Annotated in this window: 14 protein-coding genes; 7 read left to right on the forward strand and 7 right to left on the reverse strand. The window is 56.6% G+C overall.

What is annotated here, in order from left to right; genetic code table 11:
* Window positions 1–6 precede the first annotated feature (6 nt).
* Complete coding sequence (locus tag RBB62_RS04895; protein WP_309397612.1) at window positions 7–2,304, forward strand: FG-GAP repeat domain-containing protein; 2,298 nt, start codon at window positions 7–9, stop codon at window positions 2,302–2,304.
* Here RBB62_RS04895 and RBB62_RS04900 read toward each other — a convergent pair.
* Window positions 2,301–3,662: an alkaline phosphatase PhoX gene (locus tag RBB62_RS04900; RefSeq protein ID WP_309397613.1), complete on the reverse strand. Its 1,362-nt coding sequence runs from the start codon at window positions 3,660–3,662 to the stop codon at window positions 2,301–2,303. The genes RBB62_RS04895 and RBB62_RS04900 overlap by 4 nt on opposite strands.
* Before the next feature lie 127 nt (window positions 3,663–3,789).
* Here RBB62_RS04900 and RBB62_RS04905 point away from each other — a divergent pair, with 127 nt between their 5' ends.
* Window positions 3,790–4,536 carry a hypothetical protein gene (locus tag RBB62_RS04905; protein ID WP_309397614.1) on the forward strand — a complete coding sequence of 249 codons (747 nt, stop codon included), beginning with the start codon at window positions 3,790–3,792 and terminating at the stop codon, window positions 4,534–4,536.
* Window positions 4,537–4,718: 182 nt separating this feature from the next.
* Here RBB62_RS04905 and RBB62_RS04910 read toward each other — a convergent pair whose 3' ends face one another.
* Entirely contained in the window at window positions 4,719–4,862 is a 144-nt protein-coding gene (locus tag RBB62_RS04910; RefSeq protein WP_309397615.1) for a hypothetical protein, read from the reverse strand.
* Between the two features lie 219 nt (window positions 4,863–5,081).
* Here RBB62_RS04910 and RBB62_RS04915 point away from each other — a divergent pair, with 219 nt between their 5' ends.
* The 5 genes from RBB62_RS04915 (at window position 5,082) to RBB62_RS04935 (ending at window position 8,543) form a co-directional block, all read left to right on the forward strand.
* Window positions 5,082–5,690 carry a 50S ribosomal protein L25 gene (locus RBB62_RS04915; protein ID WP_309397616.1) on the forward strand — a complete coding sequence of 203 codons (609 nt, stop codon included), beginning with the start codon at window positions 5,082–5,084 and terminating at the stop codon, window positions 5,688–5,690.
* A 59-nt stretch (window positions 5,691–5,749) separates the two neighbouring features.
* Complete coding sequence (pth, locus tag RBB62_RS04920; RefSeq protein ID WP_309397617.1) at window positions 5,750–6,355, forward strand: aminoacyl-tRNA hydrolase; 606 nt, start codon at window positions 5,750–5,752, stop codon at window positions 6,353–6,355.
* Complete coding sequence (locus tag RBB62_RS04925) at window positions 6,336–6,635, forward strand: 30S ribosomal protein S6 (protein ID WP_309397618.1); 300 nt, start codon at window positions 6,336–6,338, stop codon at window positions 6,633–6,635. The genes pth and RBB62_RS04925 overlap by 20 nt, the downstream gene beginning before the upstream one ends.
* Before the next feature lie 66 nt (window positions 6,636–6,701).
* Window positions 6,702–7,148: a single-stranded DNA-binding protein gene (locus tag RBB62_RS04930; protein ID WP_309397619.1), complete on the forward strand. Its 447-nt coding sequence runs from the start codon at window positions 6,702–6,704 to the stop codon at window positions 7,146–7,148.
* 489 nt (window positions 7,149–7,637) lie between these two features.
* A complete protein-coding gene (locus RBB62_RS04935) occupies window positions 7,638–8,543 on the forward strand; it encodes an ankyrin repeat domain-containing protein (RefSeq protein ID WP_309397620.1) in 906 nt (301 codons plus the stop codon).
* Between the two features lie 63 nt (window positions 8,544–8,606).
* Here the strand turns inward: RBB62_RS04935 and RBB62_RS04940 are convergent, their stop codons facing one another.
* From RBB62_RS04940 to RBB62_RS04960, 5 genes are all read right to left on the reverse strand, one after another.
* A complete protein-coding gene (locus tag RBB62_RS04940; protein WP_309397621.1) occupies window positions 8,607–9,884 on the reverse strand; it encodes an L-lactate MFS transporter in 1,278 nt (425 codons plus the stop codon).
* A gap of 287 nt (window positions 9,885–10,171) precedes the next feature.
* On the reverse strand, window positions 10,172–10,966 hold the full coding sequence (gene pflA, locus RBB62_RS04945) for a pyruvate formate-lyase-activating protein (RefSeq protein WP_309397622.1): 795 nt from the start codon (window positions 10,964–10,966) through the stop codon (window positions 10,172–10,174).
* Window positions 10,967–10,999: 33 nt separating this feature from the next.
* Window positions 11,000–13,285 (reverse strand): formate C-acetyltransferase, encoded by a 2,286-nt coding sequence (gene pflB, locus RBB62_RS04950; protein WP_343219067.1) that lies wholly within the window; start codon window positions 13,283–13,285, stop codon window positions 11,000–11,002.
* 360 nt (window positions 13,286–13,645) lie between these two features.
* Complete coding sequence (locus RBB62_RS04955; protein ID WP_309397624.1) at window positions 13,646–19,534, reverse strand: beta strand repeat-containing protein; 5,889 nt, start codon at window positions 19,532–19,534, stop codon at window positions 13,646–13,648.
* A 508-nt stretch (window positions 19,535–20,042) separates the two neighbouring features.
* The gene (locus RBB62_RS04960; protein ID WP_309397625.1) at window positions 20,043–20,888 is read right to left on the reverse strand and encodes an SH3 domain-containing protein; all 846 of its coding nucleotides are present in this window, start codon (window positions 20,886–20,888) and stop codon (window positions 20,043–20,045) included.
* Window positions 20,889–20,893: the final 5 nt, after the last annotated feature.

The following is a 20,893-nucleotide window of genomic DNA, read 5'->3' on the forward strand; positions in this document are numbered from 1 at the left end:
GCAATCATGCGATACCTCACAGCATTTCTGCTCATTAGCAGCGCCGCACTCGCCAATGAATTCGAGACTAACCCAATTCGGTTGACTGGCCCAGAAGTCACTAAGATCGATTGGAGCGTGCGCGCCTTGGCTCAAGACGACGTTGATGGCGATGGCAAGCTAGACATCGGCGTCATCAACAACGACCGCGCCCGCATCGAAATTTACTACCAACGAGCTCCGGGCGAAGTCGACAGTCAGACACAAAGCATCCGCCGCAATCGTTGGGAGCCAGTCTTGGAGGACACGCGTTTTGAGGTCGAAGGCGTCACGAGCGGCATTGCAATGTTTGACCTGGCCCTGGGGGACGTGACCGGCGATGGCCAGACGGACGTTATTTTTACCAGCAAGGACGAGCCACTCGTTGCTGTGGCTCAGCTAGATGACGGCGACTGGTCTGAAAAGCGTGAGTACGATGGCGTCGATGCGCTACCTTGGAAGACCACGTTGCAGCTCGTGGAGCTGTCAGATCGCTACGATGGCCTGGAGTTGGTGGCGTTAACCAAAAACCGACTGATGGTCTTTGCCTTCGATGAAAACGCGACGCCAATCAAATTGCATGAAACTTACCGTCTGGAAGCTAACGCCATGGACTTGGAGGTGCTGCCCGCGAACAAAGACTTACCGCTGCGCTTCAGCTATCGGGCACCTGGGTCTTCGCGTGCGTTGCGCATTATCGAATGGCAGCCGGGCTCAGGCCTAGGCGCGGAGCAAGCATACCGCCTCGACGCCACCACGCCGAGTATCGCTTGGGTTGACCCCAAGGGTGAGGACCCGGAATTAGTTTTAATCGAGCCCCGTACGGGCCGTTTGCGCGTTGAGCAACTTCAGGCTGCCAGTCTGGAAAACGGCGATGACTGGCCGATGGAATATTACTCGACGAGCGCAGAGGCGGCTGCGGCAGATGCGTATGCCTGGGGCGATTTCAATGGCGACGGCTTGCTCGACATGGTCGTGGCAGACTCCGCCAATGCGCAAATCTGGCAGCTACAAGGTAAGCCCGGAGGCGGCTGGCTTGCGCCCGAGTCGTTCCCTTCATTCCGTGGCGTGGAATCCCTGGCGGCGGCCGACATCAATGGCGACGGCAAGTCGGAGCTGTTCGCGCTCAGTTCCGACGAGGGCGTGATTGGCCTGACCCATTGGAACGGTGATCGTTTTGTCTTTCCTCAGGTCATTGGTGTGGCGGGTGATCCGGTCAAGATTGCCTGGGCTCCCGAGCGCCAGCAGTTGATTCTTATTTCCAGCGACAACAGCCAACAAAAGCTCTCGCTGCTTTCGCAGAAAGACGGCACCTGGGTTGTCGACGTGGCAATCGAGCTGGACGGAATGCGTCGGCCGCCATCGGGCTTGATGTTGGCGGATCTGGACCAAAATGGTTCCCAGGACTTGCTGATCACCTTCCCGCGCTATGCGGCGCGCTACATCGACCTCGACCAGTTGGAAAGCCTACCCGAGGACGAACGTGGCAAAGCAGTTTACGAGATCGACGGTTTGCGCGAAGTGAATTTGGCCGATACCGGATTGGGCGACGTCAATGGCGACGGCCTTGACGAACTCTTAATTACCTCCAACGGCTTTGTGCGCGCCGTTTATTTGGACTCCGAAAAACGCCGCACGGTGCTGGATCAATTCAACTCCCGGTCCGGCAATGACAACCTCTCGATCCCGCACCTGCGCGATGTGGATGGCGACGGCGTAGCCGAGCTGCTTCTGTTTGATACTCGTTCCAAGGAATTTCAAATCCTAAGCCGCGATGACTCCGGCATCTATCGCTATGCACGCTCAGTCGAGTTTGGCGACTTCGCGCCCTTGGGCATTTTGCCGAGCGATGCAACAGGCGGCGATCTCGTGCTACTCGGCAAGAATGCAATCCTGCGCACCTCGATACAGCAGCCGTGGCAGGCACTGCAAAATCTCTCCACCTACGAATCTGACTTGGATGACATTGTTTATAACCAGATTGCCGTAGGTGAGCTCAATGGCGAAAACGGCCCGGAGTTTGTGCTTATCGATGGGCAAAATAACGTCCTTGAGGTCATCAAATATGTTGCCCCGGATACGTGGCAGAGCGCCTTGCATTTCAACGTCTTTGAGGAAGATATCCACTACGGTGGCCGCAAGGGCGCCCCGCTGGAGCCGCGAGAGGTCATCATTGGCGACTTCACCAATGATGGTCGCCAGGACATCATCCTGCTCGTGCACGACCGGATGCTCCTCTACCCACAAGGCGGGGCGGAGCCAGTCGCAGGACAAGCAGTTAATTAAGCGGTTGGCCAAGGGCCAGTCATGGCAATCGTCAGGCCCGGGGCGTTTTGGATGTTGAAAAACAGCGTTTTACCGTCGGGTGAGAAACACGCACCAGCCAGCTCCGAGCTGTTATACATACACTTAGCGAGGTGGTAGATTTCGCCCTTCGGCGTCACTCCGACCAGGCGTTTATGTGGCGCATTGGAGTCTTCGCAGATGATGACATCGCCCCAGGGCGCAACTACGAGGTTATCCGCGTTCTGCATGAGGTCGGAGTCGTGGGACTCGATGAATAGCTCCAACGTGTCTGGCTTTTCACCGCGCCCCGGCACGAGACGGAAGATTTGGCCAAACATCTGGGGGCCGCCCGTGGTGCAGGCAAAGTAGATTTCGTCGTCACCCGTCCAAATGCCTTCGGTCCGGGCAAAAATCGCGGCACCTTGCTTTTGTGCGCGGAAACGCAAGTCGTCCTGCGGCGCTTCGACGTCATCTAAGTCCACCCAATCCACTTCGAAGCTTTTGTTGAGCGGAAATTGCGTGCTGCCGCCCGGGTTGTTGCGAGTATCAGCCGGACCACCCTTGATCACGAGAGCTTGGAGTTTGCCGGAGTCGAGTTTCTCTGGCTTGTCCGGCACAAAGCGGTAGAGGCTGGCGTCGCCCAGGTCCTCAGTTTGGTAAACGATGCTAGTGGCTGGATCGACTGCGATTGCCTCGCGACGAAAGCGTCCCATTGCCTTAAGCGGCTTGGCTTGCTCGAGCTCGGGAGTCAGGGTGGCGCTGACTTCAAAGGCGTAGCCGTGATCTTGCTTGTAACCATCGCCAGCCTTAACCGAGCTTTCCTCGCAAGTAATCCAAGTGCCCCAAGGGGTCGGGCCGCCCGCGCAATTGCGCTCCGTGCCCAGTAGTCGCATGAATTCCTTTTCGACTTGGCCACTTTTCGGATTGTAAACCAAAATCGAGCAGCCGCCGATGCACGGCATGTTGTTTTGGCGTACATCATAAAGCTTGCTGTGGTCGATTTCCGCATAGCGCTCATTGAGCAGACCAAACGGTCCGAGCGGGCGCCAGGGGTATTCGTTCTCATGGTTTCGGATGAGTATCACGCGGCCATGCGGACCAGGGAAAGCCGCCATGCCGTCCTGCTTGCCCGGAGACAGTAGGCCGTCGGCCATTGGCTTGCCAGTTTGTGAAATGATCCGATAGGTGAAACCTTTGGGCAAATCGAGCACCTTGTTAGGATCGGGCAGGAGAGGGCCGAAGCCCGCTGAAGGCGTCACACTGCCGTCGGCCATCAGCTTTTGCAGGCCACCAAAGCCTAGTGTGAGTACGGCGCCAGAGACGCCGATGGCTTCCAGGAATTCTCTGCGATTTAACATTGGCTAATAAAAAAAGTGGATTTTTTTGCTAAAGTGATGCACAGATGTGGTCGATATTGAATGAAATTGCTGAATTTGACTGTTTAGAGTTTCTTTTCGGCAAGCGCGCAGATTGTATACACTCTTAATGAATTCGACTGAACCAACGTTGAACATCTACTTTGCTGGGGATCTTTTTACACACAAAGACCTCATGGGCAATGCTATGTTGGCAGAAGCCATTTCGGAACTGTCCGACCAAAGATATTGCAGCGTACTGCCGCAGAATTTCCCAGCTCGATGCAAATCATTGCGGCAAGTGCGAGACCAAAAGCTTCTCAATTTATTGGAATGCGATCTGGCACTGTTTAATTTTGACGGGGCCGAAATAGAAGCGGGTGCAGTTGTTGAATTTATGACAGCCAAGTTCGCGGATATTCCTACGGTGATCTTGCGTACTGATTCGCGAGGACTTAATGATGCGCCAGAAGATATTCATCCGTGGACGCTCATGGCTCATTTTTTTCCACGCACTGAGGTCGAAGAACTTAACGCTGCTTCCATTTACCAGAATGTATTCGAAGAATTTCCGATGACCGACGCGAGTGACGTTTTGATTGAAGAACGAAGCTCAGAGGTATCGAGGACGATGGTTCGGGTGATTGCTCAAGCGGTCGTGGACGCTTTTGACCGTGTTTGTGAGCAGCCAACCCGAATGCACGAAATGGAGCCTGAAATCGTGTACAACTGGCTTTCACGTTTTTTCGGTGCAGAAATTTCTGCTTCGGAGTGCCAACAGACCCTGCAAAGAGCTTTGGCGCGTAAACGTGAGCGTGGTTTACTGCCCAAGTCTGCTGCCAAATCGTCAGATGCGAAGAATTTTCGCATCAGCTAGTAACTACTCAGCAAAGCATGCCGGCCCAACATGCCGTCATCAGGCAAGTGAATGAACTGGCTTGTAGGCTCCATAGTCCCAATTGAGCTACTCGCAGCAGGTGAATAGCTGATTCCACAAACCTCTAACGTTCAAAGGCGTGGTTTACGGTCAAACTGAAAGGTGAAGTAGAGTGAGCGACGTTACTTTTCCTGCGGCGTTTTCGCGTGCATGCTCTGTGCCTGACGACTCCAGCGAAACTCAAGCCACATATCCATTGCGAGAGCTGCCAGTACAACGCAGCCCATTCCGTAAATGACAACATTAAGTCCTTGTGTGAATTCCATGTTACGAATGTCACATATGTGTCACATAAGGTCAAGTTCGATTTTTGTTACATTTGTTTAGTATATTTAATACACATGGCGCGTGTGATTACTGATCTGCGTTAAGGCGCCCGAATAAGTGAAAAGTTTTGATTGCCATTATCGCCCAACCTGATTCTTTGACTCGATTCCGCACTATTCAGTCGCGGACAACACTGAAAAACTAAAATACCGATACACATGAGCGAATACCTCCTGTCCGTACAAAAACGTGAGGGCATCGGCCGTGGTAATTCACGCCGCCTGCGCGCACAGGGCCAGATCCCTGCAGTCATCTACGGCACGAGCGGCAACCGCAATCTCGCGGTCGCTGAGCGTGATTTCCATATGCTGCTGCGCGAAGTTGCGGGTTCCACCGCCGTCATCACCCTCAAGATCGACGAAAACGAGAGCATCAACGCACTCATCCACGAAACGCAGCGCGATCCGCTTACCGACCGTTTCCGCCACATCGACTTCCTCGAAGTGGTTGCCGGCCAGCTGATTCACGCCCACATCCCGGTCCACCTTAAAGGTGAGTCCATCGGCGTGAAGAACGGCGGCGTTCTGGAACACGCTATCCACGAAGTGCAGGTTCACTGCATGCCGCGTCACATCCCGGAATACGTTGAAATTGACATTTCCACGCTGAATGTTGGCGATGCGATCCACCTCGAAAACCTGCCCACGCTCGAAGGTGTCACCTACGACGGTGAGCCGGACATGGTGATCGTCTCGGTAGGCGAGCCGGCGAAGGCCGAGCGCACCGCTACCGAAGAAGCAACCGAGGAAGCAGCAGCCGCTGAATAACCTTTAAACACAACGGAATCGGCGCAGCACGCTGGTTCCGTTTTCTGTTCTTTGCCAAAATGGCCGTAACTGTCATCGCCGGACTGGGAAACCCCGGGACGGAGTATCGAGGCACAAGGCACAATGTCGGTTTTCAAGTCGTAGATTGCTTAGCGGAAAAGTGCGGCGGCGAGTGGAAAATGCAGAAAAAACTGCAGGCGCAAACCGCTAAAATCAATTTTGCTGGCGATTCGATCCTACTGGTAAAACCCGAAACCTTCATGAACAACAGTGGCGTCGCCGTCGGCGCGGCCATGCGTTACCTGAAGGCTCCGGTGGATTCGGTAGTTGTCATTTACGATGAGATCAATCTGGATCTCGGGCGCTGCAAAGTGTCCGTCAAAGGCAGCAACGGCGGCCACAACGGCGTCGCCAGCTTGCTCCAGCATCTCGGCAACGGCTTTGTCCGCTACCGAATCGGCATTGGGGGCAACCCTCACAAAGGACAATTAACCAATTGGGTCCTTGGCAAGTTCACTTCAGAAGAAAATAACGTTATCCAGTCGCGCATTCCGGACTACCTCAACGGCCTCAAAATGCTGGTCGAGCAGGGGACCACAGTCGCGATGAACCGAATTAACACCAGAATTCCACCAACTCCGAAAAATGAGTCAGACAGCAACTAAGCGCTACCGCGCAAACTTCATCCTCGACACCCGTAACTACACCGAGTCGATCGAGACGCTCATCGAAAGCATCAGCGAAGCCATTACCAGCCTTGGCGCCACCGTCACCAAGGTTGACAACAAAGGCTCCCAGGATTTCATCCGCGTGACCGACCGCCGCATGCCAAGTGGCGTTTACGTGAACTACGAGATCGAGGCTGGCCCGGAAATTCCCGCTCAAATGCAGGAGAAGTTCCGTTTGGACAAGACCGTCAATCGCATCCTCGTCCAAAGCATCTAAGCTAAATTTTGCGAGTCTGGCGGGGTCATTCTTGACTCCCGCCAGGCTTCCGCAGATTCTCAGCTTATGGCCTCGTTTAATAAAGTCATCCTCATGGGCAACCTCGTCGCCGAACCCGAGATGCGGGTCACGCCGGGCGGCATGTCCATTTGTAAGTTTACCATTGCGGTGAATCGTCAATTCACCACCAAGGAAGGTGAACAGCGCGAGGAAGTGGCTTATGTCGACATTGATTCCTTTGGCCGTAGCGCTGAAGTCATTTCGAAATACCTGGGCAAAGGCAGCCCAATCCTGGTGGAAGGCCGTCTGCGCCAAGACAAATGGGAAACGCCTCAGGGCGAAAAGCGCAGTAAGCTCATGGTGGTTTGCGAGAGCTTCAAATTTGTCGGTGGCCGAGATGGCGAAAATTCCGGCGGAGGAGAAGGTGGCTACGAACGTTCAGCGCCCCCACCACGCCAAACCAAGGCGGCACCTACGAAAGAAGACGACTTCGACGAAGACGTGCCGTTCTAAGCACAAAGCAGCCGACAATTTCCTGAAACGCATGAACTCTACCGAGTCCGTGCGTTTTTACTGCTACCCCCAGAGGTTTAGATCGCTGAAATCAAGTCAAAGATCGTCACTGTCTCTTCCGGGGAGGCGCGATTGAGAACAAGCGGAATTCCTTTCTAGTAGATGATCCGTTCGCTCGTTGGATAATTCAAGAACTGATCAGCACATTCAGAATCCGGCAAAGGGACAGCAGGCTTCAGCTTGCTCCGCGCCAGTGCTAAGGAATGACACCGGCAGTGCTTCGGCATAGCACAGCCTGTGCTAAGTAATGACAGCGCCTGTGCTAAACCTTAACATCGCCAGTGCTAAGGCGAAGTCGTTGCCATGTGGTGTCGTCGCCTCGAAATCTTGACGAAGCGTTTCGCAAAGTCATTGTGCGATAATGAATATGCACCATTTTGTGTTTGATTATTTGTTTTTTGGTGGGAATTAAAATGCTACTGTTTTGAAATGAATCAGTTCCAAAAAGACTGGGCGTTGTTCTTGAATGCTAAGGATGGTGACATCGAGAGAGCGAAAGAATTGATTGCTGAAGGCGCTAACCCTAATTTCGTTCAACCGAAAACGGGGCGGTTGCAGCCACATCAGCTATCGAGTGTTCTCTGCCGAGCTATTGGGCACGGACACAAAGAATTTATTGAGTTTCTATTCGATAATGGAGCAGTAATCCCCGAAACGAAGGAGTGGCAGAAGAAAGTTGGATATGCCGCACAATGCGCGGGGCGCCCAGATATACTTATTTTACTGATATCCTACGGATTGCCTGTTATTGATAATTACCAAGAATGGGCCGATAATGAAGGTCATCTTGCGTTGAAAGAGTATCTCGATTCGCATGTCGGACCAAGGACTATTCAATATGACATTGATAAGATGCTCGAAGTTGGAGCTTACCAATTCGTCATCGATTTCTGCGGACAGATGCCACAATACTACGACGTTGCGTCGAGTGAGCTGTATGAAGAGGAAATTGTTGTTCGCGATGTTGGCGAGTTTTTACTGGATACGGGTAGCGGCTTTACATCGATGTATTTTAATGGACATTTCGATACCTTTGATCGTGCGCTTGCAGCTTTATCACAGATGAAGGAATCCCTCGCGTTCAGGGCACTACGTGAGGTTCGTTCCACTCTCGTAGAATTTGGATACCCGAATGAGCCGGAAGCTTCGAACCAATACGATGGCTTTCTAGATGAAGCTAGAAGAGAAGAGCTACAGGCTGCATTTGAGAGGCTTGATGCGAAATACTTTCACGGAGAAGATAGTCAAAGCCTTTGGCACAATCTCGATTTCATTGATAGAACACACGAATATGTGAAGTCGAATATCGAAATCTTTAGAAGACGGAATGCTTAAGCTATCACAGTTGGCTTGAAGTTGTAGCGTCTTGTTAAACAAGTCCGCCGATGAAGTTTCCGCTTACGCCGTCGCCTCGGCTGGCTTGAGCACGCCCAGTTCCGCCGTTTGGCGCAGGCGCTTGGATTCCCAGGCGACGATGAGCGCCAGGGCGAAGGCGACCACGAAGGCGCCGCCGAAGATGTAGAGGCTGATTGCGTAGCTCTGCGTCTTTTCATAGACGAAGGCGCTGAGCATCGGGCCGACTACGCCCGCTGCGGCCCAGGCCGTGAGCAGGTTACCGAGGATGGCCGAGAGCTGCTTGACGCCGAACACATCGCCGATGAAGGCGGGCATCAGCGCGAAGCCGCCGCCGTAGCATGAAATGATCACGCACACCGCGGCTTGGAAAAGGATTGGCTGCGAAATCTGGGGCAGGGCAAAGAAGATGCCGAACTGCAGCACGCAGAATATGCCAAACACGCCCGCGCGGCCGAGGTAATCGCTCAGCGCGGACCAGCCGATGCGGCCGAGTCCGTTAAAGAGCCCCATTAGGCCGACCATCGTTGCGGCGGCTTCCGGCGAGAGGCCCGCTATTTGTTGGGACATCGGTGAGGCGGTCGAGATCACCGCGATGCCGCAGGTGATGTTGATGAACAGCATCGACCACAGGAAATAAAAGCGGCGCGTGCGCAGGGCTTCTTTCGCGGTGAGCTGCACGGGGTCTTCGCGGACGACTTTCTTCTTCTTACTTTGCGATGCAGAGTCCATGCCCGCCGGCGCCCAGCCTTCGGGAGGCGGCGCGAGGTAGCGCGAAGAAGCCATCATGATGACGAAGTAGGTGATGCCGGCGCCGATGAACGTTGCCGGGATGCCGAAGCTGTGAATCAGCAGGACAAAGATCTTGCTGGCAAAGAGCGCGCCGAAGCCAAAGCCCATCACGGCCAAGCCAGTCGCAAGCCCGCGTCGGTCGGGGAACCATTTAACCAGCGTTGAGACGGGGCAAATGTAGCCAATGCCGAGGCCGATGCCCGCGATGACGCCGTAGCCCAGATAGAACATCCAGATCTGCGCCTGCTGCACGGCGACGCCGGCCAGGATCAGCCCGATCCCGTAAAACACCGCCGCGATCTGACCGCTGAGCCGCGGGCCCATTTTCTCGACTTTCACGCCGAGGAACGACGCCGATAGCCCAAGCACGAGGATCGCGATGCTGAACGACCACGCCGTCTGCGACGGCTGCCAGCCAACGGTCTCCAACAGCGGTTTCTTGAACACACTGTAGGCGTAAACGCTGCCAATGGAGACGTGCACCCCCATCGTCGATGCGGCAATGAGCCAACGGTTTTTGATCTTATCCATTTTGATTTCTAAACGTTTATCAGCAGGAATAACGCCTTTTCCAGAAAGTGTGGAATTAGCTGTGTTTCTTGGATTCGTCAACTGGAGGGCGATGCTCTGTCATCGCCGGTATAATCCATCTCGAAAAGGTAGGGACGGTTGCCCTCAACCGTCCGCCTCGCATCAGTGGCCTATTTGATGAAACCGGACGGTTGAGGGCAACCGTCCCTACCCAATTTGATCAATTGGCGGCGGCGATGGCGGAGCATCGCCCTCCAGTGAGGAAACTGTTGGTGAGCCTGTTTACCTTAGCGTGCCTCAACCCCATGCCGGGCGAAGATGGCCCGGGCGGTTTCGACCTGCTCCCGGGTGGGAGTCGGTGTGTTGGACAGGTTGTAGGTCAGGCCGGCGTGTTCGTATTTGTGCTCGCCCATTTTGTGGAAGGGCAGGATCTCCACCCGGTCCACCAGTTTGAGTTTGGCAACAAACTTGGCTACCGCCTCGATGTTGCGCGCGCTGTCGGTCAGGCCGGGCACGAGCACAAAGCGGATCCACATAGATTTACCCAGGGCATCGAGCCGCTGGGCAAAGTCTAAAGTCGGCGAAAGCTGCACGCCGGTGACGTCTTTATACGTGGATGAAAGCCCGCTCTTTATGTCGAGCAGGACGAGGTCCACGTGCTTCAAGAGTTCATCGGATGCGCGCGCGCCCAGGAAGCCCGAGGTGTCGAGCGCCGTGTGGATCCCGGCCTCTTTGGCTCCCTTGAAGATCGCGTGCACGAACGCCGGCTGCATCAGCGGCTCGCCGCCACTGATCGTCAAACCGCCCCGCTTGATAAACGCCTTGTAGCGCTTAACGTCGGCCAAGACCTTCTCCGCCGTGGTGATGTCACCCTTTGGTTTGCCCTGGGTTTCCGGGTTGTGGCAATACTGGCAGCGCAGCGGGCAGCCACGCGTAAAGACCACATACCGTAGGCCCGGGCCATCGACGGCGCCGCAAGTCTCGATAGTCTCGACGACGCCCTCGGTGTGAGGTCCCGGGACCGCGCCGGGCATGGTTAGCTCGGTCGCGGCCGCATTGGTGAAACTGCAGTTCGCATACATGTCTGCCTCCTTTCGGGACACAGTCGCCTGCGGTTAGAATGCTCCGTGGAAGGTCCGGTTGATGAGGTCGATCTGTTGCTCTCGCGTGAGCTTGATGAAGTTCACGGCGTAGCCCGACACGCGCACGGTCAGTTGCGGATACTTCTCCGGGTGGTCCATGGCGTCCTGGAGGGTTTCGCGGTCGAACACGTTCACGTTGATGTGGTGGCCCTTGTTGGTGAAGTAGCCATCCAGCAGGTCAACGAGGTTGTTTACGCGCTCGCCGTCGTCCTTGCCCAATGCCTTGGGAACGATGGAGAAGGTGTAGGAAATGCCGTCCTGACTCTGATCGTAAGGCAGCTTGGCGACGGAGGACATCGAGGCGATGGCGCCGTTGCGGTCGCGGCCGTGCATCGGGTTGGCGCCCGGTGCGAAGGGCTCACCAGCCTTGCGGCCGTCCGGAGTGTTGCCGGTCTTCTTGCCGTAAACGACGTTGGACGTGATGGTCAGGATCGACTGAGTCGGCACCGAGTTGCGGTAGGTCGGCTGCTCGCGAATCTTGTCCATGAAGGTTTCAACGAGCTTGCAGGCGATGTCGTCCGCGCGGTCGTCGTTGTTGCCGTAAGCCGGGTATTCGCCTTCGACTTGGTAATCGCAGGCTAGGCCGTCTTCGTTGCGGACGACTTTGACCTTGGCATACTTAACGGCGGACAGCGAGTCAGCAGCGACGGAGAGGCCCGCGATGCCGCAAGCCATGGTGCGGAAGATTGTGCGGTCATGCAGCGACATCATCAGGTGCTCGGGGCAATACTTGTCGTGCATGTAATGGATGATGTTCAGCGCCTTGACGTAAGTCTTGGCGAGCCAGTCCATCATCTTGTCGAAGCGGGCCATGAGCTCGTCGTATTCGAGGTACTCGCCCTTGAAGGCGTCGAATGCCGGGGCAACCTGCTTGCCGCTCTTTTCGTCCACGCCGCCATTGATCGCGTATAGCATGGCCTTGGCGAGGTTGGCGCGGGCGCCGAAGAACTGCATTTGCTTGCCAATGCGCATAGCGGAGACGCAGCAGGCGATGCCGTAGTCGTCACCCCAGTATGGGCGCATGAGGTCGTCGTTCTCGTATTGGATCGAGCTGGTTTCGATGGAGATCTTCGCGCAGAAATCCTTGAACGGCTGTGGCAGCTTGTCGGCCCAGAGGACGGTCAGGTTCGGCTCCGGCGAGGGGCCGAGGTTACGCAGGGTGTGGAGCATGCGGAAGCTGCACTTGCTGACGAGCGGGCGGCCATCTTCGCCAACGCCGCCGATGCTTTCGGTGACCCAGGTCGGGTCGCCGGAGAACAACTCGTCGTAGTCAGCGGTGCGGATGAAGCGCACGATGCGCATCTTCATGACCAGGTGGTCGATGATTTCCTGGATGCCGGCTTCGTTGATCTTGCCTTCTTCGAGGTCGCGCTCGAAGTAGATGTCGAAGAAAGTGGAGGTGCGGCCAAAGGACATCGCCGCGCCGTTCTGTTCCTTGACTGCGCCGAGGTAGCCGAAGTAAGTCCACTGGACGGCTTCACGGCCGTTTTGCGCGGGCTTGGCAATGTCGCAACCGTAGGCGGCGGCCATCGTCTTGAGGGCTTCCAGCGCGCGGGTTTGGTCGACGATTTCTTCACGCTCGCGGACCCACTCTTCGGTGAACTCCTCGTTCTGCATTTCGTCGAGGATCTTGTTCTTCTCGGCGATCAGGCGGTCCACGCCGTAAAGCGCAACGCGGCGGTAGTCGCCGATGATGCGGCCGCGGCCATAGCCGTCCGGCAGGCCGGTGACGATGCCAGCGCTACGGGCGGCGCGGATGTCATCGGTGTAGGCGTCGAACACGCCGTCGTTATGCGTCTTGCGATGCTTGAGGAAAATGTCGGCCGTTTCGGGGGCCATTTCCCGATGGTGCGCTTGCAGAGCCTTGGCGGCGACGCGGAGGCCGCCGTAGGGCAGGAGCGCGCGCTTGAGCGGCTTGTCCGTCTGCAGACCGACGATCTGTTCGAGCGACTGGTCGATGTAGCCAGCGCCATGCGAGTCCACCTTGCCCACGACTTTGTCGTCAGCGTCGAGCACGCCGCCAGCGGCGCGTTCTTGGGCGAGCAGGTCCTTCAGCTCATCCCAGAGCTTGAGGGTGCGATCGGTCGGACCGCAGAGAAAATCGTCTCCTTCGAGATAAGGAGCGTGGTTCTTTTGGATGAAGTCACGGACGTCGATGCTGTCCGTCCAGTCACCTGGCGTGAAACCCCGCCACGGCGAGGAGGAACCTGAGCTTACGGCGTCTTCGGACGCCACGTTGTTGCCTAACCCTGTATTCATATGTCCTGATTTGTAGAATAGGGCGACCATCAGCGGAGTTTTTATCCCTCCGGCTCAGTGCCTCCCTTCGTTAGTAGATCAGGCTTCAGACTAGGTATTTTGTCATTGTATTCGAACTTTTAATATTGCACTTTTAAATAAATTAGTTCCGCTAATTGAAGTAATTTCGCGTGATCATAATCAAATCTGCCGGGACAGTAACCAAATTATAATAGAGCCCATTTTATCTACGTTTGCGGCCGATATCACGCATACGCAAAAGGCCCGAAGTGTGCTGGTTTTGGTTAAAAGGATGGTGGAGTTCGAGGCTCCTGCTTTACCACATTATTCGATCATGACGCCGCGTTTGATGCGCAGGGCTCAACGTGCTCGCCTACGCATTTTAACGATGTAAAAGAGAGCCGCCAATGAGGCGAGTAGGGCGGCGTGTCCGGGTTCAGGAACTGCGATGACCTCGAGTATCAGCGCTCCATTCCGTGGAAAGAGCTCCAATAGCATGCCATTGGGCACATTGAGGAATGAGGCATTGGTGGTGTAGAATTCCCCCTGGAACGAGTTTGCAGTAATGCCCGTAGAAGCGGTGATGAGCGTTAACTCGTCGCCCGCATGCAATTGCTGATCGAGCAAGCTGATCTCGATGCCTCCCTCGAAAGTGCCATAGGCTTCGCCGAAGCTCAGCTGGTCGAAGGAGGTCAGGGAAGTGACGTCAAATTTCAGGAGGGCTCCATCGTTTTGCGCGTAGTTCTCTCCCATGACGGTCTGCAGTATGTTGTCTGTGCCGCCGATCGCCAGGACGCCGTAATCCTCCATCAAGGCGGTGACCGTTTCACCGGAGTTAAAGATCCCACTGGCGGAATTGAAGAAGTTGCTGTTCGCTTCTACGTTTTCCATGAGAACGCCGCCCGTGATGGTCCCAGTGTTCGTGATTTGGTAAACTTCGGTGCCTTGGACGCCTTGCAAGTGGATGGCGTTATGATCGAGCCGACTGGTAACTTCGCCACCGTGGTAAATCGAGACGGTGCTGATCGTGTCGTCGACCCCAGTGTCCTTGCCGCCATGAGCGTGGATGGCTGTTCCATTTTCACTGGTGACCGAGCCCCTGATTTCCATGGTGATGATGTTTCCGGGATTGCCGTTGCCCGCGACGTTTTGCGCGAAAATGGCGTTGGTGTTCGCGCCACTGGTCGAGACCTTGGCATCGCTGCCGACCGAGATGTTCAAGGTCCCGTTATTGGCGCCATCCGACGACGAATTCGCGCCACCGGTGCTTCCCGCATAGTTTTCAAACAGACCGCCCCCGCCGCCGATCACCTGAGCAACGACGCCATACGCGCCATCGCCGGAAGTCGCTATTTCCCCCTCAAGGCTTAGGTTAATGGAGCCGCCATAACCATTTGTCGATGCGGTGCGCTTGTCCGGGTTCGTATTGATGCCGCCGCTGGAGTCCGGGTTCGCAATGCCGCCCCCGCCGCCAATGGTTTGAAGGACAACACCATGCGACCCAGTTCCTGAGGTGGAGATCCGGCTGACTTCGCTGAAGGTAAAGGGAGTATCCAGGCTGCCAATGTCGCCGCCTCCGCGCTCGCTTGAGTCGTCGTCGCCGGAGTTAACGGTGGCGCCCACAGTGATCTCGCCTCCCGTTTGCTTGGTTGTGACGATGCCGCCGCCGCTGCCAATGCTTTGGGCGACAAAACCAAAGGCATTGTCTCCGCTGGTCGTCACCAAGACATGGCCCTGACCCTCAGCCATGCTGATTGCCTGGCCGGCCCCATGCGTGTACGTGCCACCGAGAGTGATATCGGGGGCGTCGACGCCATCCAGACTGCCGGCGAAATCCCGCGTGGCACCTGTTCCGGCAACACCACCACCGCCGCCGATTGACTGAAGAATGATGCCGTGAGCGGCTGTGCCCTGCGTTTCCACCGTGAGCAGATCGGCGCTTAGATTAACGGCGCCGCCATCTCGAGAGTGTTCGTTGCTCCCTGCACCCAACTGGATGGAGCCTGTGGCGGCGCTGGAGCCATCGCTGGCCATGCCGCCGCCTCCTCCGATGGATTGGGCCAGTATGCCGTAGGCGCCATAGCCGCTGTCATTCGCCCCAGTGCTGACGTGCGCGGTTCCAGTATTGATGGTCACCGTATTGCCAGCACCGTGGCCCATGGGTGAGCCCAATGCGATGTCGAGCGTTGGGATCGCGTTGGAATTGGTTCCGGAGATGGTGTCTCCCTTGCCGCCACCCGCGCCGATGGATTGGGCCAACACTCCGACGGACCAATCTCCCTGGGTCGAGGTGTGGTTATTCAGTGAAAGCGCCGGAAAGCTCGGGTCCGTGGACGCAACATTCAAATTGACCGTGGTGGCGCCGCCGCCATTCGTCGTTGGGTCACTGCTATCGTTGCTGGTGTAGATGCCAAAAGTTAACCCAATCGACGGCGCCAAGGATTCACTGAAGTTGAATGCCTCGACATCCGAGCCTTGAGTGGCAATGCCGCCACCTCCGCCGATGGACTGCGCCAAAATGCCGTAGCTGTTGTGTCCGGTGGTCGTAACGCTATCGTTCTGATAAACCTCAACGGTGCCTCCCTTACCTGCGTCTGCATAGCCTGATGCTTCGACAAAACCAAGGTTGAGCAGACTTGCGGTGTCGAGTGTGGCGTCACCGCCAATGCCGCCGCCGCCGCCAATCGATTGCGCGATGACGCCATGAGCTGCGTAACCGCCCGTTGTGACTGGAGCTTCACTCACGATCGTATTGACGGTTCCGCCATCCGCGCCAGCACCGCCATTGCCGCCGACTCCGATATTAATGCTAAAGCTCTGCCCCTTGCTCTCTCCGCTCGTTGAGTAGGCGGCGGCTGCTCCGCCTACGCCACCACCACCCCCAATGGAATGCGCCAAAATGCCGTAGGAACGATCACCTGAGGTGGCAATGTTGTTGACGCTGCTCACGGTTACGTCCCCGCCATGACCAGCAACTCCGCCTGAGCCGCCAACTGCGATGGCCGAGCTGTAGGACTGCTGCTTGAAGGTGGCTTGTTGGATTTGAGCGTTGCCGCCGACGCCGCCTCCGCCGCCAATCGACTGGGCCAGGATGGCGGTTGAGTCGCCGTCCATTGTTTGAATGTTGGCGCTGTTATTAACCGTCACCGTTTCGCCATTACCACCGTCACCACCGGAGGCGCCAATTGCCATTTGGAGGGTATAGTTGGTGACATTTCCCTCGATGTAGTGGCCCCCAACAAGGCCGCCTCCCGCGTTGCCGCCGCCACCCCCGATCGACTGAGCCAGAATCCCCTTGGAGCCAATGCCGTCCGTGCTGATGACGCCTGCGCTGTCGATGGTGACATCGCCGCCATGCCCGCCGCTGCCTCCACTTCCGCCAAGCGCCAGGTTTAATGTGTATGGGTCGGCCGCGCCTTTCTTGCCGCCTGGGTCAATGTTTTGGGATTTCGCGTTGCCGAGTCCGCCATTGCCGCCGCCGCCGCCAATGGATTGGACAACGAGGCCAGAGGCATTTTCACCGTAGGTCGTAATCGACGACGTTGATTCGAGGGTCGCATGGGCGTAGTCCCCGTTTCCGCCGGCGCCGGCGCTGCCGCCATGGCTGATCGACATCGTAACGCTGATTGCCTTTTTCGCGAGAGCCACAGCGAAAGCTTTGGAATCACCGCCGTTTCCTCCTCCGCCGCCAATACTTTGCACGAGGGCTCCATGCGCGCCATCTCCCCATGTTGTGATTGACCCTTCGTTGCCAAATGAGGCTACGCCGCCATCGCCGCCGCCTCCGCCATCGCCTCCCTTGCCCACGGCAACCGAGACTGCGATTGGTGGGGCATCATCAACGACGGCCATGACGGCGAGTGCCCTTGCCGATGCGGAGCCTCCGTGCCCGCCGCCGCCACCAATGGATTGGACCAGTGCTCCGATCGAGTCGGCACCATCGTCTAAAAGTATCCCTAAAATTGGGTCCAAAACTTCTCGGCCGGTCGTGATGTTTCCTGCGTTTACGAGCCCTACATCGCCACCATCGCCGCCGCCGCCGCCATCGCCACCAACTGCGATTGCGATGGCGAGGCCTAAGGCAACATCCCAGCTGCTCGCCGCGCCGCCAGTGCCTCCGCCTCCACCAATGCTTTGGACCGTGGCGCCCGGAGAGTTGTCGCCCAGCGTTGTAATCGTGGCACCTGCCTGGATCGCCGCGGTCTCAGCTAAGTTTCCAGTATCGCCAATGAATCCACCATCCCCGCCGGTGCCGCCACTGCCGCCAACGCCGACGCCAAGTGGCAATATAGGTGTGTAATCCGTGGCGCCGCCGCCATGACCGCCACCGCCGCCAACGGACTGGACGATCAAGCCGCCGGAGTGATCTGACTTGGTGGAGATCGAACCATCCACCGAAAATGTAATACTGCCACCCGCGCCGCCGCTGCCTCCTGCGCCACCGACATCCACAAAGAAGCCTTCGGCATTGCCCCCATTGCCGCCACCGCCGCCAATGGATTGAGCCAGAATGCCCACCGAGTTGACGTCGTTCGTGGTCAGGACGCTGCCAGATTGGGTCGTTACGTTAACCGCTCCGCCGCTGCCGCCAGCGCCACCTTGGTCGCCCACGAACAGCGAAGATTTATTGCCAGCGCTGCCGCCGCCACCGCCAATGGATTGGGCGAGAATCGCGACGGATGCCTGGGAGCCGTTGTTGCCGTCGCCCGTGGGAATCGAGGAATCGCCCGTGGTGATCACGCCATTATTGATGACGGATACACTGCCGCCGTCGTGGCCGATGCCGGAGTCCTCGTCGGGCCCGTTGCCAATGGTTAGGCCAGTCGGATTATCGGGGTCTGTGCGATTGGCTTCCTGCAGGTTGTTGAGCAAGCCGCCACTGGCGCTACTGAGCGCAACAATGCCATGCGCCGCCAGGCCTTGGGTGGCAATCACGCCGCTCGATTTATTCTCCACGGTCACCTGACCACCGCCCCCTCTGAATTCGCCATTGCTCCCCAGATAACTGTTGTTGTCAGAACCCGGGTTCGAGGAGGTGATGACACTGGCGCCGCCGATGCTCAGCGCGGCAATGCCCGCTGAAGTCGCGCCATAGCTGGTAATGCTGCCGCTGTTGATGATGTCGACTGCGCCGCCCGTGCCATCGCCCTTGGCGTCGATGGTTTCTGTGTTCTCGGAAAACGGGTTGATGAGCTGGTTGGCCGCAGCGCTGACGCCGAGCACGCCAACCGCCAACGTGGAACCACCCTCTGAATTGCCCGCAGTGATTGAGGAATTTTCACCCAAGTCGATCAGAACATCACCGCCATGAATAGGCGTCGCACTCTTATCCGTAACCGGTGAGACCTCACTCAAAGCGAATATGCCTACGCCTTGAGTCGTGATTGAGGCAGATTCTCTGAGCTCGACGGCGACGTCGCCGCCGACTGCTGTGGATGCGCTTTCACTCGGGTACTGCGATCCGGTGGTGTTCGCGAAAATGCCTACGCCCGTTTGCGCATTCACCGTGATGTCTCCAGCATGACTGACTGCAACCTTGTGGAAACCATTGTCGTCTGTGCCATAGTCTTTGGTTCCAGGTCCGGAAGCGGAGGACGCGGAAATACCTGCAGTAATGACGGAAGGACTGCTTTGGGTCACGGTGATGTTGGTTGATTCGTCCGTGTTTACGGTAACGGTGGCGCTGGTAACCGTGTTGGACTCGTTGCCGGAATCCTGTAGTCCCCAGGAAACCGCAGTAACGCCGCTCAGTTGCGCGGTACGCAGTGCGGATGGAGACAGCGTGACAGGATCATTCCCCGCCTCGGGACTTCCCGTTCCGACGCCATTCACCGTGATGTCATTCGCTACTGATACAACGACATCCGAGCCTATTCCGTTCGCATTTCCGTTTGGCCGACCGAGTGCGAGAATGGCGGCATTGCCGATCGTTGTTGGGTCATCGGGGGCCTGTATGTTGGAAACGCTGAGAGAGCCATGACTATTGACGACCAAAGGATGCCTGGTAGTGATGTCCGTTGGCGTGCCCAGTTCGGTCGAGAATTGAAACAGTGACCCATAAAAAGGCGTCGCGGGATTGAAGTCGACGTTGGCCAGCAAGTCGATCTGGAGCTCGATCAGATCACTGGAGCCATCGGCTTCCAGCATCACATAACCGGGGAGGGTAGGCGAGCTCGCATCAGCGGGCAGAGTTGCGGTGTATTTGGTGGAATCCGAAGTGTCCGTCGTGAAACCCGTGGAATGGGTCAATGTCTGGGCGACAATTGCTGTGTGCCCACCCAGAAAAGACAGGGCAACGATTCTCCATCGTGCTCTTTTTTGAGCATGTTTTAAGATTTCTAAATGAGAGATCATGGCGCAGTAAAACCATCTGAGAATCACTTTGCGGGTGATATATTCCCGCAACATCGCAGTTTGCGAAAATTTGATCAGATTGCAGTCGTTCTGCGTCCTAAAGCGAATTCAGATGAAACAGTAGTTTATGTCTCTTATAAGATTCAAAGAGCAGCAGACTAATTGCCAGATTATTGCCCTAGGGTATGTGTGCCAATGTATTCTGACGAAGGTCAATGGACTGTAGATACGATCTGGCGAGTCAGTAAGGAGATCACACAGGCGCAGGCAGGCCCAGCGCGATTCCGAATTTTGGCAATTTGAGTCCGTAAACCTGTTCACGCGAACTCGATGATGCCCGTACAAAGGCTCCAGATGCTCAACCAAAATCAGGGCAACTTACTTGCCCGCAGTGGGCGGTCGCTTACCGCAGTACGCGAATATTATTCGCTGTGATCTCGATCGGGACGCCGCCCTTAATGCGCTTGAGGACGCCTTGTATTTCAACTTGTTCGCCGAAGTAGCTCTCTAGCTTACCAAAGATGATGGTGTCGTCGACGTTCACGTAGGCGATGGTGTCGTCGTTGGCGTCGATCAGGCGGTAGCTGTAATCCGAGCCAAAGAGGCTGTCCCACTTCGAGATGCGTTCAAACCGGCCTTGCACGTAGCGTGCTACGCTTTGTGACATCGGGCGAATGCCTGCGGTGACGGGCGCGCTGATCGCCGTTTCCTGCATCTTCACTTCCTGCAAAACAGGCGGAGAACCGGCGGGAGTAGACTGGCTGGCGGAGGGGACACTGCCAATGGTGGCTGCCGGGGCGACTGCGGCAACACTGGCCGGGCCGGTGGAATCCATACGGAAGTAGGCGGGCGCTTCGCCCTGAAAATAAACCGTAGCCCAGTTGCCGCTGACATTGGAGACTTGGGCTTCGTCGCCATCAAGGATCACGGCGAGCACGGGGCTGGCGGCGTCGGGGCGAAGGAAGGCCTTGGAGCCGTTGCGGACGCTCTTGCCCGACACATCAGCTGCCGGAACGTAGCCCACGTATTTGCCCGGAAATTGGACGAACATCCAGCCCTGGCCAGCGCCAGTTCCGTCCAATAGTGGGCGTGGCTCCAGCTTGTTGAGATCGCTCATGCTCTCCTGGAAATACACCGTGCCGTTGATGTCCGGCTCGAGGTAGATGTTCATCATCTTGTCTTGGGCATGGGCGGCCATCGACGCAATCAGTGCGCCAACGAAAATCATCAAGCGGGTCATAGAAATCATTGTGA

The sequence above is a fragment of the Cerasicoccus maritimus genome (assembly GCA_031296935.1).
In the GTDB taxonomy this organism is placed as follows: Bacteria; Verrucomicrobiota; Verrucomicrobiia; order Opitutales; family Cerasicoccaceae; genus Cerasicoccus; species Cerasicoccus maritimus.

Coding starts and splice junctions, on each gene's coding strand:
- RBB62_RS04905 (WP_309397614.1), top strand. CDS start 3,790: ATGAATTCGACTGAACCAACGTTGAACATCTACTTTGCTGGGGATCTT.
- RBB62_RS04960 (WP_309397625.1), bottom strand. CDS start 20,888: ATGATTTCTATGACCCGCTTGATGATTTTCGTTGGCGCACTGATTGCG.
- pflB (WP_343219067.1), bottom strand. CDS start 13,285: ATGAATACAGGGTTAGGCAACAACGTGGCGTCCGAAGACGCCGTAAGC.
- pth (WP_309397617.1), top strand. CDS start 5,750: ATGGCCGTAACTGTCATCGCCGGACTGGGAAACCCCGGGACGGAGTAT.
- RBB62_RS04895 (WP_309397612.1), top strand. CDS start 7: ATGCGATACCTCACAGCATTTCTGCTCATTAGCAGCGCCGCACTCGCC.
- RBB62_RS04940 (WP_309397621.1), bottom strand. CDS start 9,884: ATGGATAAGATCAAAAACCGTTGGCTCATTGCCGCATCGACGATGGGG.
- RBB62_RS04910 (WP_309397615.1), bottom strand. CDS start 4,862: ATGGAATTCACACAAGGACTTAATGTTGTCATTTACGGAATGGGCTGC.
- RBB62_RS04900 (WP_309397613.1), bottom strand. CDS start 3,662: ATGTTAAATCGCAGAGAATTCCTGGAAGCCATCGGCGTCTCTGGCGCC.
- RBB62_RS04915 (WP_309397616.1), top strand. CDS start 5,082: ATGAGCGAATACCTCCTGTCCGTACAAAAACGTGAGGGCATCGGCCGT.
- RBB62_RS04930 (WP_309397619.1), top strand. CDS start 6,702: ATGGCCTCGTTTAATAAAGTCATCCTCATGGGCAACCTCGTCGCCGAA.
- RBB62_RS04925 (WP_309397618.1), top strand. CDS start 6,336: ATGAGTCAGACAGCAACTAAGCGCTACCGCGCAAACTTCATCCTCGAC.
- pflA (WP_309397622.1), bottom strand. CDS start 10,966: ATGTATGCGAACTGCAGTTTCACCAATGCGGCCGCGACCGAGCTAACC.
- RBB62_RS04935 (WP_309397620.1), top strand. CDS start 7,638: ATGAATCAGTTCCAAAAAGACTGGGCGTTGTTCTTGAATGCTAAGGAT.